Source organism: Paenibacillus sp. XP01, from assembly GCF_057364885.1.
Window position 1 is genome coordinate 4,719,987 of sequence record NZ_CP139481.1, and the last position, 16,288, is coordinate 4,736,274.

15 protein-coding genes are annotated in these 16,288 nt (G+C 52.5%); 1 reads left to right on the forward strand and 14 read right to left on the reverse strand.

The genetic code is table 11. The annotated features are described in order from the left end of the window. Positions 1–97: 97 nt before the first annotated feature. The 8 genes from SNR34_RS21235 to SNR34_RS21270 all read right to left on the reverse strand — a co-directional run bounded on the left by SNR34_RS21235 (position 98) and on the right by SNR34_RS21270 (position 10,297). Positions 98–1,387 (reverse strand): L-lactate MFS transporter, encoded by a 1,290-nt coding sequence (locus SNR34_RS21235; protein ID WP_486180131.1) that lies wholly within the window; start codon positions 1,385–1,387, stop codon positions 98–100. Between the two features lie 126 nt (positions 1,388–1,513). Beyond that, positions 1,514–2,446 (reverse strand): LytR/AlgR family response regulator transcription factor, encoded by a 933-nt coding sequence (locus SNR34_RS21240; RefSeq protein ID WP_486180132.1) that lies wholly within the window; start codon positions 2,444–2,446, stop codon positions 1,514–1,516. 23 nt (positions 2,447–2,469) lie between these two features. Continuing rightward, the gene (locus SNR34_RS21245; protein ID WP_486182500.1) at positions 2,470–4,107 is read right to left on the reverse strand and encodes a LytS/YhcK type 5TM receptor domain-containing protein; all 1,638 of its coding nucleotides are present in this window, start codon (positions 4,105–4,107) and stop codon (positions 2,470–2,472) included. A gap of 834 nt (positions 4,108–4,941) precedes the next feature. Next, a complete protein-coding gene (locus SNR34_RS21250) occupies positions 4,942–5,229 on the reverse strand; it encodes a stage VI sporulation protein F (RefSeq protein ID WP_236416404.1) in 288 nt (95 codons plus the stop codon). Between the two features lie 111 nt (positions 5,230–5,340). Then, positions 5,341–7,389 (reverse strand): ATP-dependent DNA helicase RecG, encoded by a 2,049-nt coding sequence (recG, locus tag SNR34_RS21255; RefSeq protein ID WP_339273459.1) that lies wholly within the window; start codon positions 7,387–7,389, stop codon positions 5,341–5,343. Positions 7,390–7,396: 7 nt separating this feature from the next. Next, positions 7,397–8,263 carry a DegV family protein gene (locus SNR34_RS21260; RefSeq protein ID WP_486180133.1) on the reverse strand — a complete coding sequence of 289 codons (867 nt, stop codon included), beginning with the start codon at positions 8,261–8,263 and terminating at the stop codon, positions 7,397–7,399. Positions 8,264–8,296: 33 nt separating this feature from the next. Beyond that, the gene (locus SNR34_RS21265) at positions 8,297–10,102 is read right to left on the reverse strand and encodes a DAK2 domain-containing protein (RefSeq protein ID WP_343261046.1); all 1,806 of its coding nucleotides are present in this window, start codon (positions 10,100–10,102) and stop codon (positions 8,297–8,299) included. 63 nt (positions 10,103–10,165) lie between these two features. Next, positions 10,166–10,297, reverse strand: a complete 132-nt coding sequence (locus tag SNR34_RS21270; RefSeq protein WP_486180134.1) for a hypothetical protein — start codon at positions 10,295–10,297, stop codon at positions 10,166–10,168. A 434-nt stretch (positions 10,298–10,731) separates the two neighbouring features. Here SNR34_RS21270 and rpmB point away from each other — a divergent pair, with 434 nt between their 5' ends. Next, the gene (rpmB, locus tag SNR34_RS21275; RefSeq protein ID WP_024631107.1) at positions 10,732–10,920 is read left to right on the forward strand and encodes a 50S ribosomal protein L28; all 189 of its coding nucleotides are present in this window, start codon (positions 10,732–10,734) and stop codon (positions 10,918–10,920) included. A gap of 181 nt (positions 10,921–11,101) precedes the next feature. On the opposite strand, the gene spoVM is transcribed toward rpmB, so the two are convergent. The 6 genes from spoVM to SNR34_RS21305 form a co-directional block, all read right to left on the reverse strand. Beyond that, positions 11,102–11,182, reverse strand: a complete 81-nt coding sequence (gene spoVM, locus SNR34_RS21280; protein ID WP_019424875.1) for a stage V sporulation protein SpoVM — start codon at positions 11,180–11,182, stop codon at positions 11,102–11,104. Positions 11,183–11,357: 175 nt separating this feature from the next. Continuing rightward, positions 11,358–11,609 (reverse strand): hypothetical protein, encoded by a 252-nt coding sequence (locus SNR34_RS21285; protein ID WP_236416411.1) that lies wholly within the window; start codon positions 11,607–11,609, stop codon positions 11,358–11,360. Positions 11,610–11,612: 3 nt separating this feature from the next. Continuing rightward, on the reverse strand, positions 11,613–12,272 hold the full coding sequence (rpe, locus tag SNR34_RS21290; RefSeq protein WP_486180135.1) for a ribulose-phosphate 3-epimerase: 660 nt from the start codon (positions 12,270–12,272) through the stop codon (positions 11,613–11,615). 1 nt (position 12,273) lies between these two features. Then, on the reverse strand, positions 12,274–13,191 hold the full coding sequence (gene rsgA / locus SNR34_RS21295) for a ribosome small subunit-dependent GTPase A (RefSeq protein ID WP_486180136.1): 918 nt from the start codon (positions 13,189–13,191) through the stop codon (positions 12,274–12,276). Positions 13,192–13,260: 69 nt separating this feature from the next. Beyond that, positions 13,261–15,516, reverse strand: coding sequence for a Stk1 family PASTA domain-containing Ser/Thr kinase (gene pknB / locus SNR34_RS21300; protein WP_486182501.1), 2,256 nt, complete (start codon positions 15,514–15,516; stop codon positions 13,261–13,263). Then, positions 15,513–16,286, reverse strand: coding sequence for a Stp1/IreP family PP2C-type Ser/Thr phosphatase (locus SNR34_RS21305; RefSeq protein ID WP_236416415.1), 774 nt, complete (start codon positions 16,284–16,286; stop codon positions 15,513–15,515). The genes pknB and SNR34_RS21305 overlap by 4 nt, the downstream gene beginning before the upstream one ends. Positions 16,287–16,288: the final 2 nt, after the last annotated feature.

Below are 16,288 nucleotides of genomic sequence, written 5' to 3' on the forward strand. Positions count from 1 at the left end.
CAAAACAGGCGGCCTCATGCGAAGCCGCCTGTTTTCTTTCATACGATCTATATCTGTTTGACTCTATTTTGCCGAATCGATGATTTGGATAGTATCTTCAACTCGCCCGGGAAGAAGGATTAAAGCTCATTTTCCGTTCGCGCTGTCTCATACGGCGGCTTTGACCCGGAGGCGTAACGATCAGCGCAAGCAGCAGCGAGATGGCGCAAAGTACGGCAATGACGATAAACGTCAGATGAAATCCGCCCAGCATGGCGCTAATGAACGACCCGGCCAGTGCGCCAAAACCAAACCCCTGGTAGATGACGCCGTAGTTTTTGCTTTGATTCTTCAGCCCGAAGTAATCAGCCACAATGGCTGGGAAGACGGTGATGTTTCCGCCGAAACAGAAGGCCACGGCTGCCACGCAGGCAAAGAAGATGCCAAAGTTCAATGGAACCAGGCTTAACGTCATAACGGCGATGGCCGTCACGAGCAAAGCACCGGCAATGACTTTCATGCGCCCCACTTTGTCCGAAAGCGCCCCCAAAATAATGCGTCCAGCGGTATTAAAAATCGCGACCATCGCGACCGCATTCGCCGCAGTAGCCACGTCCAGCCCGGCCAATTGTACGCCAATGTCTTTGACGATGCCGATCAGGTACAGGCCGCTCATGCAAGCCGTGAAAAAGATGACGAACAACATGTACGCTTCTTTCGTACGCAGCATTTCTTTCACCGTATATTGATGGCGCGCATTCACCTGTGCCGTTCCTTGGGCCGTGTCGGCAGAACCCTGCTCACGCATAACGGCTTCCCGAATCAGGAACGAACCTGCCACGATCAGCACCAAAACGATGATTCCCCAATACATGAATGCCTGCGCGGGACCAACCGAACCGATCAGCGCCGAGTTCACGTATTTGAAGAGCAAACTTCCCGTGCCGAAAGCACCCACCGAGATTCCCGAAATGAATCCTTTGCGCTCGGGAAACCATTTGATCAGATTGGACAGCGACGTAATGTAGGCCGTACCGTCGGCGAAACCGACCACGAAACCGGCCAAAATATAAAGCAGGGTCAACGAGCTCGCTTGCGAGCTAAGCATAAGTCCCAGCCCAAGCACTACCCCGGCGATGCGGATAAGTCGTCTCAATCCCATTCGTTCCTGCAGTCTGCCGGCAAACAAGGTTGCAAATGCCAACGCAAAACTGGTGATCGAAAACGTAATCGCAACCGAGCTGACATCCCAGCCGAAGCGATCGGCCAGCGGTTGGTTGAATAAACTCCAGGTGTATATGGTTCCCAGTCCCATCTGTACAATGATGGTGCCAAGCACGATGAGCCACCGGTTCACGTTGATTGTTGTAGTGTCGGATTTAGCTCCGGATGAAATTGCCGCATTCATGATGATCTCCCCTTTATGGACGTCTGCTTCGCTGAATACCTTTCCTTTACAAACCCATCATACATGAAAGGGGATTCATAACGTCCATTTCGGCATGAGTTGCATCAAATGCGGAATGAATTGCCGTCAAATACGCATGAGCTGCCTGAATTCTTTGACCTTTCCGCGGCTGACCGGAACTTCGGCCTCCAGATCCCGCAAGCGAAGCAGGTACGTATTGTTGAACCAGGGCACGATTTCGCGAATCTGGGACAGATTGACCAAATACGAGCGATGGCACCGGAAGAACATTTCCTGAGGCAAACGTGCGTGAAAATCCGAAATGCTGACAGGCATCGTGTACTCCCCGCTTTTGGCATACACCTTCGTGACCTTCTCTTGCGCTTCCGCATAATAAATGTCCGCCGGATCCGTGACGATGATGTTGTCATTGCGCAGCAAATTGATTTTGCCGCTTGTTACGCTCGTGCCTTGTACAGCAGCGGAATGCGTTCCAGTTCCAGCATGCTTTTCTCCGGAACTCGTTCCCCCTTCCCCCACATGTCCGCCGATGCCAGGGTGCTCCATGTTTGGCTGTCCTTCAACAGCCTTCATTGGGACAGCATGTACATTCGAGGCCGTTTGACTCGCGATTTGTGCATATCCGGATTCCACGGTTTCCGAGGTTTTTGTACCCGCGCCTAGTTCTGCATGGTCCCGTCGAAAAGCAGCCTCTAATTTCTTCAACATGGCAGCAATCCGCTTCTCATCATACGGTTTCAGAATATAATCAAAGGCCTCCAGCTCAAAGGCTTCTGCCGCATGCTCCTTATATGCTGTGGTAAATACGATGTAGGGCTTTCGGGCAAACATGCCGATGTGGTGGGCCAACATCATGCCATCCAGGGACGGAATGTTGATATCGAGGAAAATGACATCCACTTCCTGCTCCTGCAAAAATTTCAGCACATCCAGCCCATCCTCCAAGCAGTCTACCACTTCAATAGCGCTATGCGCGCGAATCAGGTAATTCAGTTCCTCGCTAGCGGGGATTTCATCTTCAACAATGAGTGCTCTCATGTTCCGCTTCACCTCTTCAGCCATTATCTTTTCGGTACATCAAAACGAATTTCCGTCCCTTGCTCAAGCCGCCGGATCGTCAGCCCTTGTCCATACATCAGTTTCACGCGCCGGTGCACGTTGTATAACCCGATCTGATTGCCAGGCATACGGTCATGGTACACCTTGTCGATAATATCCTCGCTGATGCCTGCGCCCGTATCGCTAACGCTGATCCGCACCGCGTCCGGCTGTTCCCGCACCTGAATGCATACCGTCCCAGGACCTTTCGTTTTGAGTATGCCGTGAATGATCGCGTTTTCGACCAATGGCTGGATGACCAAGCTTGGAATGTGCACGGCCACCTCGTCAATATCGTAGATCACCCGCAGCCTGCTGCCAAAACGTGCCTTTTCGATCTCCACATAGTTCCGGACCTGTTCCAGCTCCTTGTGAATGTCGATCAGTTCATCCGATAACTCCAAATTGTATCGCATGTAACCGGAAAGATTAACGATCAACTCGCGGGCCCGATCCGGGTTCGTGCGAATCGAGGAACCGATCGCATTGAGCGCATTGAACAGGAAATGCGGATGGATCGTCGTCTGGAGCGCGCGCAGCTCCGCTTTGTTCGCGGCAGCCTTCATCTCTTCGACCCGGGATACCTCCATCTGGGTGGAGATGATCTGGGACAAACCTACCGCCATCGTTTGCAGCGGGTATGTGATTTTGTACGCTTTGCGGTAATAGAGCTTGAGCGCCCCCGTCACTTCCCCGCGCTCCTTCAGCGGTATGATGAGCAGCGAATGGATGTCCGGCGTTTTCTCGTCGGTGACATCATTGCTGATCGTAATCTCGCCGCTCGCAATCGTGCGTTTCGTCATCTCGCTGATGATTTCGTTGCCGATATGGTACCGTTCCTCGCCAAATCCGACATAAGCAAGCACATTCCTCGTATCCGTAATGGCTACGGCATCTGCCTGAATGTCGTCCCGAATGATGCGGCAGATCGTGCGCAGCGAATCTTCGTCGATGGAACGGAAATAGGGCAGCGTTTTGTTGGCGATCTCCAGTGCCAGCTTGGCCTGGCGGGCTGCGATCATTTCTTTTTCCCCTTCCACGCTCTGCACCAGCAGCACGATCAATCCGATGTTGATTTCACCCAGAATCATCGGCAGCGCAATCTTCGATACGATATCAGCCCCCACAGGATCCGGATAGGAATATAACAAAATAAGCAGCATCGTCAGCGCTTCACAAATCATGCCGGCCGCAATGCCGACCAGCCAGCGTTTGGACTTGGGTGTGTATTTATGAATATAGCCCGACACCAATCCAGCGAGGATGCTCGTAATCAAGCATGGAATGGCTGTCACGCCATTCATGTCGATCAGATAACGATGCACTCCAGATACAAGTCCTGTAATAATCCCTACTGGCGCGCCGAACAATATCCCTCCAGACATGATCGCGATAATGCGAACATTCACAAGCGAACCTTCCACATTGATGCCCGTATACGTACCAAAGATGGCAAATGCGCAAAACAGAAGAGTAACCACCGTCACTTCCTGCCACCGCAGCTTGTCCTTCTGCAAAATTTGCCTGAACCGCGGCACCCGCGACAGAAAGAACAAAAAAATGATCAGCAGCGCCGCCCGCTCGAACAACCCAAGCAGCATCGTAAATATTTCGCCCAACGGCGCACCTCCTTCAAGTCCGAAACAAAAATCATAACATTGATATTATAACCCAAACGTCAATCGACGTACGTTTCATGGAAGCAGGACCTACAAAAAACAAAGACGGCCATCTCAAAAATGGCCGCCCCCTATTACTTCCTATCTCATCGATGAAATGCATTTTTAAAAGAAGTTTCTTTTGTTACACCAAACGGAGAGGACAGAAAAAAACCTGGAGAAGCGAAGCGCTCGCCTAAAAGCTTTTCTTAAAAAAAGCTGCATCGGAAGCATAGGCTTAGCAACAAATCCTAACCTTTAATCATACTCCAGTTCGATATAAGCCATTTTAAAAATAGTCCACGTTTACGCGTAACGGAGAATGCAGAACCAATCTGGAGAAGCGCAGCGTTCGCCTTTAGCAACGAATTTCTACCATAATCAAATTTTAAATCAGAAGAAATCCGGGGATAACAGCGATCGGAAGATGGTACTGCAGTCGGAGTGGCCACACGTCAACCTAACGCCAATCACGTATGTTTCATCGAAGCAGGACCTACAAAAAAACAAAGACGGCCATCTCAAAAATGGCCGCCCCCTATTACATCCTATCTCATCGATGAAATGCACTTTTAAAAGAAGTTTTTGTTACACCAAACGGAGAGGACAGAAAAAACCTGGAGAAGCGCAGCGCTCGCCTTTAGCACCAAATTTTAACCTTATAAAACTAATCAAAAAAATTTGGAGATAACAGCGATCGGAAGGTTGTTCTGGCATCGCAGTGCTCTCGTGTAACATAATGAATTTCTTTTAACCATTTGCCTTACATCGATCCCCTCACCTAAACATGCCCCACAGCTTAATCAAATGAAACGTATTGTTCGGATCGATCTTCTGGGCAATGACGAAATTGACGAACTGCTCCTCTTGCGCCGGCGAAAAATGCTCGTTCATGATAAGCGCCGACGACTTGATCAGCCTGCGGACCTTCGCCCGGTCCTGGAGATCCGTCTTGGTCACACCTTCAATCAGCTTTTTGACCCGCTCTTTGATGGCAGGATTTTTCATTTTCAATTTGACCCGCTCCACCAGCTGCGGACTGATTCCATATTGTTGATAACCCAACGTCTATAGCACCTCCCGAAGTTTGAATCACTGTCTATACTTATGACGGGAGGGCTTGTACAGTTGACCCTTTTCAGAAGAAGATGTGCAAAACGTTTGAGACGGCCATGCTTAGTCGATCAGATCCCCTTGAAATACTTGCTGTTGCTGTAAATAGTCGCGGAGCGGGGCATACTGGGCAGAGGTCCAAAAGCCGGGATCGGCAATAAGATTGGAAACATCGTCCCGGGTTTGCTCCAATACGGCGAAATCGGCAACCATGTCCGCCAGCCGAAACTCCGGCATGCCGCTTTGCTTGGTTCCGAAAAAATCACCCGGCCCGCGCAAATCGAGATCCCGCCGCGACACCTCGAAACCGTCATCGGTTTCGGTCATCACCTTCATGCGTTCCTGCCCTACCTCGGATTTGGGATCGGCAATCAACACGCAAAAGGAAGCATGGGCGCCACGTCCTACCCGACCCCGCAGCTGATGCAGCTGGGACAAGCCAAAGCGGTCGGCATCCATGATGACCATCAGCGTGGCGTTCGGCACGTCGACGCCAACCTCGATGACCGTAGTGGAAACCAGCAAGTGCGTTTCATTGTCATAGAATGAACGCATGACTTCTTCTTTTTCCGAAGCCGTCATTCGTCCATGGAGCAAACCCACCTTGTAGTTCGGAAAATGCTGCTGCATCTGTACATGCAAATCGATCGCGTTTTGCACGTCCAGCTTGTCCGACTCCTCGATGAGCGGGCAAATGAGATACGCCTGCCGACCCTGATCCACCTCGCGGGAAATAAATCCGAGCACCCGATCCATCTTGTCATGCTTGACCCAATACGTGGAGATTGGGATACGGCCTTTCGGTCGCTCGGAAATGGTCGATACGTCGATATCTCCGAACGCCGTAATCGCCAGCGTGCGCGGGATCGGCGTCGCAGTCATCGTCAGCACGTCCGGATTATACCCTTTACGCCGCAGAACGCTGCGCTGGTTCACCCCGAAACGATGCTGCTCATCCGTCACAACCAATCCAAGCGCGCGGAAAAAAACGTCCTCCTGGATCAGTGCGTGCGTCCCCACAACGATATCGATCAAGCCCATTTGCAGGGACGCGATCAGGTCCTTGCGTTTGCGTCCATTTACGCTGCCTGTCAGCAGCCCGACCGTCACGCCGAATGGTTCGAACAGTTTCTGCAAAGACTTCATATGCTGCTCCGCCAAAATTTCCGTCGGCACCATCAGCGCCCCCTGAAAGCCGGAGCGAACCGTCGTATAAAGCGCGATGGCCGCAATAATGGTTTTGCCTGAACCGACATCCCCTTGAAGCAGCCGATTCATGGAATACGGGGAACGCATGTCGTGCAAAATCTCCAGCTCGACTTTTTTTTGCGCATCCGTCAATTCAAACGGCAGACTGCGCACGAACTCCCGGATCGTTGCATTGTCGGTCGTGTGTACAACCCCATCCATACGATCGCGGTTCAAAGCGCGATAGGCCTGCATCTTGAGCTGGAACAGGAACAGCTCCTCATAAACCATGCGCTGCCTGGCTTGTAGTCCATCCCTGTTATCCTGTGGATGATGGATGCCGGCTATCGCTTGTTTGCGCGGCATGAATCCGTATTTGCTCATCAACGAAGGTGGCAAAATTTCGGGAATCATGTCGCCGAATTGAACGAGCCCTTGATGAATCGTTTTGCGCATCCAAGATTGCGTAATTTTGCCGGTCACCGAATACACCGGCTGCAGCGTGCCCGAACGGCCCGTTCCCTTGTCCGGAAATTCCGAGTCCGCCACGGTCAGCTGCATTCGTTTCTGTTCCCATTTTCCCGTCAAAACGATTTCGCGGTTCGGCGTCAGCTGGTCTTTCAGGAAATGACGATTAAACCATGTTGCCGTTATCATCCATTCCTCTGTCATCACTTTACAGGTAAGACGAGACTTTTTGCCATACCGCTGCAGTACCGGCACGCCCATCACTTTGCCTTGTACCGTTATTTTATCACCGTCTTTCACTTCACTGAGCGAGCGAAGGCGGTAATCCTCGTATCGAAACGGATAATATTCAAGCAGGTCTTTGACAGTAGAGATGCCAAAGGCGTGAAGCTCTCCCTCTTTGAGAGCACTCACGCCGTTAATTTGTTTTACCGATATTTGATCCAAATTCATCATTCATCCCTCATTCCGGAACAGGCCACATAAAGATGGCAATGACACCCGGACCAACATGGCTGCCAATGACGGCCCCGATATTGGTATAGACCACTTCATTCAGCGTAAAATGTTCCCGCAATTGCTCGGCGCAGGCTAGCGCAGCGTCAGGATCGGCCGTATGACCGACTGCCACGTTCACGCGCGCTCCCGCAAAATCCTGCTGAAACAGCTCAATGATGCGTGCCATCGCTTTTTTATGGCCTCTGACTTTCTCGACGGCATAAATGATGCCTTCGTCATCAATGGAAAGGATCGGTTTAATATTCAGCAATGCGCCGAATATGGCCGCAGCCTTGCCGATCCGCCCACCTTTTTGCAAATACTCCAGCGAGTCCACCAGGAAAAACAGCTTGCGGTCCCGCTGCAGCGCTTGAACGGCGGTCTTGATATCCGCGGCAGACTTGCCCTGCTCTGCCAGCTCAGCCGCCTGCACGACAAGCAAACCGTATCCGTACGACGCGGACTTGGAATCCAGCACCGTAATCATGTCCGACTCATGTTCGAGCAGCGATTTGCCGAGCAAAGCCGACTGATACGTACCGCTCATACCGGATGACAAATGGATGGAGACGATGGGCCTTTCCGGATCTTCATCCAGCAATGACTGGTAGACATTCATGAATTCCGTCGGAGAAGGCTGGGACGTCGTAGGCAGGGCTGCGGCTTGCCCCAGCTTGGTGTAAAACTGCTTCGGGGTCAGATCCACCCCGTCCGCATAAGTCTCTTCCCCAAAAAGCACGCGCAATGAAACGACATGAATTCCGTATTTGCGAACCAGTTCCTCCGGGATGTCGGCGGTGCTGTCGGTGACGATGGCTACCTTGTGGCTCATGTGATTCCCTCCTCGTCGCAGTAGGGCCGAGTGTTATGCCTCTACCGAGAACAGATAATAGTACACGGGCTGTCCGCCGGGATGAACCTCAATCTCTGCATCAGGGTATCGTTCTTCCATCCACGCGACCAGATCGGCGGTAGTTTCCGGATTGGCTTCCTCCCCTTCCAGGATGGTAACCACTTCATCCCCGTGATCCATCATCTGCTGCATCAGACCTTCGCAAGCCTGAAGCAGACTTTCGTCCGCAGCCACGATTTTGGAATTGTGGATCGCGATATAGTGCCCTGCCTTGATGTCCAGCTCATCATACTGGGTATCCCGGACAGCATGAGTTACCTGTCCTGATTGAACACGGCCGATCGCTTCAAGCATCTGCTCGCGGTTCGTCTCCGGAGATTCGTCCTCCTGGAACGCAAAGGCTGCTGCCATTCCCTGCGGAATCGTTTTGCTCGGAATGACCGTAATGCGGCGTTCGCCTTCCAACAATTCACGGGCCTGCTCAGCCGCAAGCACGATGTTCGAGTTGTTTGGCAAAATGAATACCTGTTCAGCCGCGATGGAACGCACTGCATTGACGAAGTCCTCCGTGCTCGGATTCATCGTCTGTCCGCCAGACAGCACGATGTCCACGCCAAGACTTTGAAAGATATCGGCAATGCCCTCTCCGGAGGAGACAGCAATAAATCCGTATGGGGCCATTTCGACTGCCGGAGGTTCAGCCGTTTCCGGGCTGCGTACCTCTTCCGGCGGGATCTCCGCAAACAACTCGGGCGAAGGAGCGATATCCATGCCTGCCGTCAGCAGCTCACGATGCTGTTCCCGCATGTTGAGGATGTGAATTTGCGTAATTTCGCCATAGCGAAGCGCTAGGTTAAGCACATCCCCTGGCGTTTTGGAATGCACATGGACCTTAATGACTTCGTCATCGGCAATTACGATAATAGAATCCCCATTGACTGACAACGCTTTCCGGAATGCCTCGTCATCGAAATCGGTTCCGGCGTGATCTCCCAGCTGGCGATTAATGAAAAATTCCATATCGTACAGGAATTCGATATCTTCCGTATCCAGGCGAGCCTGAGCCGACAACGGCATTTCCGGAGCGATGACCCGCTGTGCCGCCGGCATGTGAACCGGTTCAACGGCTGGCACGGATTTGACCGGAGCCGCCGGGGCAGTCTGTGGTGCCTCGGGTTTGGAAACAAAGCCGCTGCCATCGGTTTGCCGCAGCGCTTCCATAAATCCCTCATAAATATATACAAGCCCCTGGCCACCAGAATCCACGACGCCGACCTGTTTAAGCACAGGCAGCAATTCGGGAGTTTTGGCCAACGCCTCTTTTGCTTTTAATAAGACTTCGTTCATCAATTCCGTTACGTCATTCGTCCGTCTAGCGTAGTACGTGGCATGCTTGGCTGCCTCTTTGGCTACGGTAAGAATGGTTCCTTCGACGGGTTTGACCACGGCTTTGTATGCCGTATCCACGCCGCTTTGGAGAGCTGCGGCAAACTGAAGCGTGTTCAGTTCATCCTGGGAAGCCGCTGCACGGCTGAAGCCGCGAAACAGCTGCGACAGAATAACGCCCGAATTGCCCCTTGCACCCATCAGCAGCCCTTTCGAAAGAATCCCGGCTGCTTCGCCGATGGAAGCCGAACTTTTGCGTTTGATTTCGGCAACGCCGGCGGTCATTGTCAAATTCATGTTCGTTCCCGTGTCGCCATCAGGCACAGGGAACACATTCAGGGAATTGACGTGCTCTGCATGCTGTCCAAGTTGTTCCGCTCCGGCAAGGACCATTGCGGTAAAATCTGTTCCATTTAAAGAACGTATACTCAAGTGAGAATTCCCCTTCCTAGCTTGATACACGAACATCTTGCACCAAGAAGTGTTCTGGTCTGTTCATGCGTGACGCTCGTCACGCCATTCTTCGTCCATACCTTGTCCGGCACAGGCATACAATTTCATGATGTCGTCCCGAATCACGGTCTGGGCGGCCAGGCCACCGAAAGCCCGTGAACTCGCATCCCCCATCTCGGGGCATACGGATATGCACCGGTATCGAGAGCCGGCATGAATGCCGCATGGAGACTGGTGCCAGTGATGGGTTCACGGTGCACAGCATTGCCAAACAGGAAGAACGTCGGCCCCAGGCCGATATTGCTCTGCTTTACGCGGCAATGACTCCTCACCGCTATATTATGGACTATTCAACATTGTACTATATTAGACATGAGAAATAAATAAAGTTTTTGGATCAGTTGACGAAGCTTTTTTCAATATGATATTATATTCGAGTATTGTTTTATGCAGGTTTAGTAATGGAAATGATCCGGCCATGCCGGCTTGAACAACGCCATTAGCTACTGGAGCCTGGTCTTTTCGATCAGGAAGAACAATTAGTCCATTCGGAATGACACGAGTCTTCCCCTTGGACAACTGGTTATTATGGATAGGAGGTGTAATCTATGTCTCGCAAATGTTATGTGACAGGTAAGAAACCGGGCACCGGTAACCACGTATCCCACGCTAACAACCGTAACCGTCGTTCTTGGGGCGTAAACGTTCAAAAAGTACGCATTCTCGTGAACGGTAAACCGAAACGTGTATACGTAAGCACCCGCGCACTGAAAGCCGGTAAAGTGACTCGCGTATAATTTCACGCATAGCACCCTTACATCGGATAGCAAAAAGCACCTTGTTCTCATGCAGGTGCTTTTTTCGTATGCCGAAATCGTTCCAAAACATGAAAACAGCCGCCGCACAGCGCTGCCGGGACTCTGTCCAAGCCCGAATCCTTTCACTGCTGCCCGCGGCGGTATTCGTCTGAAACATGCTTCAATTTTTCTGAAACGTATTAAGAATCGCCTTGACAAACCCTCCCAGAAACTTCGGCAGTTTGAATGTGTAAAATTTCATGCTTCACCCTCCCTATCATGCTCATGCATCCGCCCTATCCTATGCTTCATGCCTTGCTTGCCGCCCATTAACCTCTACGACAAAAAAGGCTACATGAGAAACCTGCTCACGTAACCATACTTATGCGAAAAGCGTTGTCCCTATTCCACCGTGACAAGCCCGAATAACGGACCGGTCATGCTTGGGGAGGAACATATTGATAAACGGCGATCATGAATACACTTAACAAATAATACAGAATGCTGAAAATGACGAAGGTAACCCGCAGCCCGGTCCGGTCGAATTTGCGAAAATACATGATGACCACGCCGACCCCGACCAAGGACATGATGGCATTAAACGGGGATTGTACGACCGCAAAAAGCGCGAGTACCAAACCGGTTGCAAGGCTTGCCCCCATCGTCCATAGCGTTTCCCTGAGGTTCATGCCTTACCCCTCGTAACTACGGCGGATATCCGCAATCGCAGCCGCGCGATCCTCACGGCCGAATACCGCGCTGCCGGCAACCAGCACGTCTGCTCCTGCCTCCACAACAAGCGGTGCCGTATCGGCCGCAATGCCGCCGTCCACTTCGATATGTACGTCTTGACGGCCTCGTTCATTCAGCCAGGTACGAATCTGTTTGATTTTGTTCAGGGTGCCCGAAATAAAGGCTTGTCCGCCAAAACCGGGATTCACGGTCATTACGAGAACCAAATCCACATCGTCAAGCACTTCCTGGATAGCCGTGGCTGGTGTCCCCGGATTAAGGGCCACGCCGGCCTTGATGCCGTATTCCTTGATCAAGTGAATGACCCGGTGCAGGTGCACGCAAGCTTCGGCATGCACGGTAATGACTGCAGCTCCCGCTTTCGCAAACTCCTCGACGTAACGCTCGGGATTCTCAATCATCAGATGCACGTCCAGCGGCAGGCTGGTATGCGGAGCAATCGCCTTGACAATCGCTGGTCCCAGCGTAATGTTGGGAACGAAGTGACCGTCCATGACGTCGACATGAATCCAATCCCCTCCCGCTGCTTCGGCTGCGGCAACTTCTGCGCCAAGACTGGCAAAATCGGCTGACAATATGGATGGAGCAATTTTAATCATGTTAGTACCTCCGCTTCTTTTCTTTCATTTCGTTTAAAAACTGTTCATAGTGCCGGTATCGGCTCTCTGCAATCGACCCGTCCTCTTTGGCTGCAATGACTCGGCAGCCCGGTTCATGGGTATGGGTACAGCCGCGGAATTTACATTCGTCCGCATACTGGGCGAATTCCCGGAAGCAGGTGGACAATTCCTCCACCCCGATTTCGAGAAAATCCAGCTGGCTGAACCCCGGCGTATCGGCGACAAAACCGCCATTATGGAGCGGAATCAATTCCACATGCCTCGTCGTATGCCTTCCCCGGCCAAGCCGCATGCTGATTTCACTCGTTTCCAACGAAAGGCCCGGGACCAGCGCATTCAGCATGGATGATTTGCCCACGCCCGACTGACCCGAAAATACGCTGATTCGACCTGCCAGCCGCTCTTTGAGCAGTTCGCTGCCCTCTCCCGTTCGGGAACTGGTCGAAATGACCTCATAACCGATCTGTCCATACATGGCCTTCACGTCGGCAACCGTGTCCCGGCCATCGGCCTCGGGATCGGCCAAATCCTGCTTGGTCAGCACGATCAGGGCATCCAGCCCCGCTTGTTCGATATGAACGAGAAACTTGTCCAGCAAGTTCAGATTCATATCCGGCTCCTTGACGGAAAACAGCAGTACCGCCAAATTGACGTTGGCTACAGGCGGACGAATCAGCTCCGTCTCACGGGCATGGATCCGATCCACGGTTCCTTCGCCGTTTTCGGTCAGCACGTAATCCACGCGATCGCCCACGAGCGGGGAGATTCCCTTTTTCTTGAACACGCCCCTGGCTCTGCATTGAACGGCGGAGCCTTCAACCGAAGGCACCCCTCCGTCTTCCAGTGGCATGACATAGTAATAACCGCTTAGCGCTTTGACAATGATACCCTCCGGCATTAGCTCCGTCGCCCTCCTTTTCGTTCTGCGCGATATGGCATAGACCCCAAACGCCAGCATAAGCCGTCCTTACGGACGGCCTGATGCGTTAATAACTTCCTTTTTCTTGCCTTTCTCCTTGTTACCATGGCTATTGATCGCCGACGTGTCGGAGGCTTCTCCTTCTACGTCTCCTTCTTCTTCACCATCTACCGGCGTGGACGGCTCTTCGGTTCCTTCATTCGCCGCTCCGCTGCCGTCGTCTATGCCTCCGCTTCCGTCTTCGGCACCGCCTCCGCCTCCACTTTCGCCACCCGTTTCAGGTTCCTGCTTTTCAGGCGGCGGTGTAACGTTCTCCGGTTCGATCGAAGGCACGTTTACCGTTCCGTTTTTGGCTTCCCCGTAAGATACGAGATACGTATCCAGGAACTTGCCGTCGCGGTAAACGGAGACAGCCCCATTTTCATTCGGAGCCAGCACTAGCGGTACGCTGAGCGTCTGGGTGGAGTTAATGGATTGCGTTCCCCACTCTTGGCTCTTGCCGCGGGCATCCTCAAACGTAATCCGGATTTTGCTGGTTTTGCCTTCTTCTTTTGGCGCGACCATAATGTTGAAATTGTATCTTAAGGCTTCAGGCGGGTATCCCGTGCTGACATAGATCGTAATTTTGTCGCCGGGACTTACTTCCCCGCCAGCTTCCACAGGCCACTGCTGGGTTACCTTGCCGGAGTCAACCGTATAACTCGGCTCTTCCTTCACCTGGGCGAGCGTTAGTCCGGCGTTTTTCAACATCTCCTCCGCTTCGCTGCGGGTTTTGTTTTTCAGATCCGGCATTTTGACCGTTTCTACACCTTGGCTTACGGTTAGAACAATTTCACCGGCCTCGAGGTCGAAATCCTCGTTTACGCCAGGCGTCTGCGAAATGACATTGCCTGACGACACCTCGGTTGAATATGCGTTATCCCGCTTGATCTGGCTTTCCTTGATGCCCAGCTCGCTGGTCAATCTTTTGACGGCCTCGTCGTACGGAATGTTCTTCACGTCGATCATTTTGACGGATTCCTTCTCCGCCCCGACGCTCAGCTGAATCTCGGTGCCTTCCTTGACGATTTCCCCCTCATTACGGCTCTGGGCATAAACCATCCCCGGGTCAACGCCTTCTTGATACATCCGGATCACTTCATCGCTTACGACTAACCCTTTATCCTGCAGCGTTTGGCGCGCAGCTTCCTCCGTCTGGTTAACGACATTCGGAACGGTCACTTCCGGAACCACCAGCATGCCTTTGACATAAATGACAACACCGACCATTGCGGCCAGAATAAGAACAGTAAGCGAAATGAGCAATGTCGGCTTTTTCCAGCCTTTGGACTTGCTTTTATGTTGTCCGGCCTCTTCCTTTGGTTCCATCGTAGGCATTGCGCCCGTCGTGGTCACGCCTCTCGGTTCAGGCTTAATGGCTGGCATAACGCGGGTCTGGTCCGCATCGTCCTCATCGGCAAAATCGATTTTGGTTTCGTTCCGCCGCTCGGGAAGAAGACAGGTTTCCAGGTCCTCTTGCATTTCCCTGGCGGACTGATACCGCTCATGCGGATTTTTGCGCATCGATTTCAGAATGATGTTTTCCACGCTTTGCGGGATCAACGGATTGAATTTGCGCGGTTCATCAAACTCTTCCTGAAGATGCTTCAGGGCAACGCTGATCGGACTTTCGCCCAGGAACGGAAGCTGGCCAGTCAGCATTTGATACAGCACGATGCCAAGCGAATACAAGTCCGACTTCTCTCCGGTAACGATGCCTTTGGCATGCTCCGGCGAAAAATAATGGACCGAACCGACCACCGAACCGGTCTGCGTGATCGTTGTGGACGTCACAGCCCGTGCGATGCCGAAATCGGTGACCTTTACCCGGCCGTTTCTGCCGATCAAAATGTTGTGCGGCTTAATGTCTCGATGAATGATTTGGTTATGATGCGCATGGTCCAAAGCGTCCGCAATCTGGGAAGCGATGCGCACCGCCTCGTCGACCTGCAGGGGCGCCCGTTCTTTGATGATTTCGTTCAGGTTTTTGCCTTCCACATACTCCATGACGATGTAGTGGACGTCATCCTCTTGGCCGACATCGTAAATGCTGACCACGTTCGGGTGCGAAAGCGATGCCGCCGATTGCGCCTCCCTGCGGAAACGGCGGATGAATTCTTCGTCATGAACAAACTGCTGGCGAAGCACCTTGATCGCCACGAACCGATTCAGCAGAAGATCCTGAGCTTTATATACGAGAGCCATGCCGCCGCCGCCGACACGTTCGATGATTTCATAGCGTCCGCCTAGCTGGTGCCCGATCATGATTCGCACCCCGTTTCCGTTGCTGCGGAATCCTTCTGCATTTCAAACAAGGCCACGGTGATATTGTCGTCTCCCCCAGCAAGAAGGGCCAGCTGCAGCAAACGATCGGCTCGCTCTTCCAGCGGCAGCTCCAGATTGCCCGCAACCCGAATGATCTGCTCATTGCTGACCAAGTTGCTGAGTCCGTCGCTGCACAGCAGCAAGACCTCCCCTTCTTCCAGCTTGACGTTATCCATGTCGACCTTCACTTCGGCATCCGTGCCGAGGGCCCGGGTCAACACGTTGCGTCTGGGATGATGCGTAACGTCCTCTTTGCTGATCTGACCGTTTTTGAACAGCTCGTTGACGAGGGTATGGTCCTCGGTCAGCTGGATCATTTGTTGGCCGGAAATTTTGTAAGCCCGGCTGTCGCCGATATGTCCAATGACGCCTTCGGCATCGTTCAACAAGGCAGCAACGACCGTTGTGCCCATATTATGGTATTTGTCATTAGCGGAGGCCGTACTGTAAATAACCTCATTGGCATGGAGGATCGCATCGCTAAGCGCAGCGGACAAGGATGCATGGGACAGCCCCGGTTCCAGCGATCTCAGGTCGCCCACCAACGTTTCCACCGCAAGGCGGCTTGCCGTGTCGCCAGCAAGATGCCCGCCCATGCCATCGGCAACAATGCCCAATATATAGCCCGTTTCCAGGTCGCGAATCCAGGCAGAGTCTTCATTGACGGAACGCACGCGTCCGATATGGCTTGCATGAACTGTTTTGATCAAAA

What these genes read in the sequence shown, in the direction of transcription:
- SNR34_RS21260 (WP_486180133.1), bottom strand. Translation starts at nt 8,263, where the DNA reads ATGAGCCACAAGGTAGCCATCGTCACCGACAGCACCGCCGACATCCCG.
- SNR34_RS21285 (WP_236416411.1), bottom strand. Translation starts at nt 11,609, where the DNA reads ATGAACCTCAGGGAAACGCTATGGACGATGGGGGCAAGCCTTGCAACC.
- spoVM (WP_019424875.1), bottom strand. Translation starts at nt 11,182, where the DNA reads ATGAAATTTTACACATTCAAACTGCCGAAGTTTCTGGGAGGGTTTGTC.
- SNR34_RS21245 (WP_486182500.1), bottom strand. Translation starts at nt 4,107, where the DNA reads ATGCTGCTTGGGTTGTTCGAGCGGGCGGCGCTGCTGATCATTTTTTTG.
- recG (WP_339273459.1), bottom strand. Translation starts at nt 7,389, where the DNA reads ATGATGAATTTGGATCAAATATCGGTAAAACAAATTAACGGCGTGAGT.
- SNR34_RS21235 (WP_486180131.1), bottom strand. Translation starts at nt 1,387, where the DNA reads ATGAATGCGGCAATTTCATCCGGAGCTAAATCCGACACTACAACAATC.
- rpe (WP_486180135.1), bottom strand. Translation starts at nt 12,272, where the DNA reads ATGATTAAAATTGCTCCATCCATATTGTCAGCCGATTTTGCCAGTCTT.
- SNR34_RS21270 (WP_486180134.1), bottom strand. Translation starts at nt 10,297, where the DNA reads ATGGGGGATGCGAGTTCACGGGCTTTCGGTGGCCTGGCCGCCCAGACC.
- SNR34_RS21240 (WP_486180132.1), bottom strand. Translation starts at nt 2,446, where the DNA reads ATGAGAGCACTCATTGTTGAAGATGAAATCCCCGCTAGCGAGGAACTG.
- pknB (WP_486182501.1), bottom strand. Translation starts at nt 15,516, where the DNA reads ATGATCGGGCACCAGCTAGGCGGACGCTATGAAATCATCGAACGTGTC.
- rpmB (WP_024631107.1), top strand. Translation starts at nt 10,732, where the DNA reads ATGTCTCGCAAATGTTATGTGACAGGTAAGAAACCGGGCACCGGTAAC.
- rsgA (WP_486180136.1), bottom strand. Translation starts at nt 13,191, where the DNA reads ATGCCGGAGGGTATCATTGTCAAAGCGCTAAGCGGTTATTACTATGTC.